Source organism: Streptomyces sp. NPDC059900 (genome assembly GCF_050270335.1).
Classification (GTDB): Bacteria; Actinomycetota; Actinomycetes; order Streptomycetales; family Streptomycetaceae; genus Streptomyces.
In genome coordinates, this window is record NZ_JBNNJZ010001098.1 from 1 (window position 1) to 1,351 (window position 1,351).

2 protein-coding genes and 2 pseudogenes are annotated in these 1,351 nt (G+C 66.6%); all 4 read right to left on the bottom strand.

From position 1 onward, the window contains the following. Window positions 1-300: YdcF family protein (locus tag ACQKIP_RS47545; RefSeq protein WP_427745881.1), on the bottom strand; the 300-nt coding region annotated here is incomplete at its 3' end. 123 nt (window positions 301-423) lie between these two features. Further along, window positions 424-659 (bottom strand): annotated as a pseudogene (locus tag ACQKIP_RS47550) (leucine zipper domain-containing protein); the annotation flags it as partial. Beyond that, window positions 656-1,165: a hypothetical protein gene (locus ACQKIP_RS47555; RefSeq protein WP_365862090.1), complete on the bottom strand. Its 510-nt coding sequence runs from the start codon at window positions 1,163-1,165 to the stop codon at window positions 656-658. The pseudogene ACQKIP_RS47550 and the gene ACQKIP_RS47555, both read right to left, overlap by 4 nt. A gap of 20 nt (window positions 1,166-1,185) precedes the next feature. Further along, window positions 1,186-1,351 (bottom strand): annotated as a pseudogene (locus tag ACQKIP_RS47560) (MerR family transcriptional regulator); the annotation flags it as partial.

Consider the following 1,351-nt stretch of genomic DNA (forward strand, 5'->3'; position numbering starts at 1 on the left):
CTCCAGCAGGATCGCCTCGGTGGGGACGCCGAGGTCGATGGCGTGCTCGCGGAAGTGCACGGCCTCACCGCGCGGGAAGACCTTGGCGGTGGTGGGGCTGTTTCCACCGGTGAACACCAGTGTCGGGAAGAGCCCGGAGCGATACAGGTCTGCGGAGTAGGCGGCGACGCCAAGGTCATGGCTGCCCAGCCCGATCGCCGCATCCACGGGCCGCACCTCGTGCTGCATCTGGTGGTAGACCCAGATCAGCTTGGCCTGGCGCCACTGGTCTTCGGTGATGGTCTGCTGGTCGTTGCTCACGCGTGTGTTCTCCCTGGTCACCGTTGCCGGGGGCCGGCCGACCCCTCGCTCGTGGCCTTGATGCCCTCGATACTGCGCAGTTGGTGCACGAGTCCGTACTGCGCGGCAGTCCTGGCAGCCTGGTTCGATGAGTATGAGGACCTCAGATGGTGTCGCGGTCGGCTGGTGGTGCGGCGCAGAAGAGCGGTCCTCCAAGCCCGAGTTCGCCGTGGCTCCGATATCGATTGACCCACTTCCTTCGATGCGCACACCTGGGACACCCCAATCTCGGCTGCCACGTGGGCAATCGGCCTTGTCCGGCAACGCTCGACCAGTCGACGGCGCCCCTCGACGGTGAGGGGCGCGTTCCGGTGCGTCACGCAGTGGGACCGGGCGCGGAGGGCCGCTTGGCGGTGTCTCGCTGCGAGATCGCCTCTGCCACCTCGTCCAGGGCGATGCGTAGGAAATCGCCGTATGCGTCCTGGGGGAGGTTGGGGGCGTGCTCTTTTGCCGCGTTGATGTGCTCGGCGGCCGCATCGAAGGAACCGAGCCGGCGGTAGTTATCGGCCAGGTTGAGGTGGAGAGAGGGGTAGAACCCGGCGATGTGGAGGCCAGCGTGGTGCTCCTGGACGCGCTGTTCGGTAACGGCGTCGGCCGCGTCCAGGGCCCGGACATCCCAGGCGAGGGCCTGGGCGGGATCTTCGTAGAGATCCGCCAGGTAGTGGGCGAGTGAGCAACGGTGCAACGCGTCGCCGATGACGCCGATCGCCGACCACAGGTTCAGGAGCTTGTGGCGGGCGGAAACGATGTCGCCCGTCCGTCCTTCGACGACGGCTTGGCCGATGGCTTCCATGGTCGGGTCGGGGCTGGCAGGTGTGGTGGTCATGAGATTCCTCGTCGTCGTTCTCAGGCTGAGTGGTCGAACTTGATGGGCATGGCCAGGGTGGTGAGATCGCCGCGGTCGGCGGAGCGGATTGTGACGGGCCGGTCGTATCCCCTCAGGTCGAGCATCACGTCGGGGCCAATCGCCGTGCTCACGGCGGGATAGAGCGTGGTCATCTCGAACTGGATC

Bases quoted from the DNA above. Each gene is read 5' to 3' on its own strand.
- ACQKIP_RS47555 (WP_365862090.1), bottom strand. From the start codon at position 1,165: ATGACCACCACACCTGCCAGCCCCGACCCGACCATGGAAGCCATCGGC.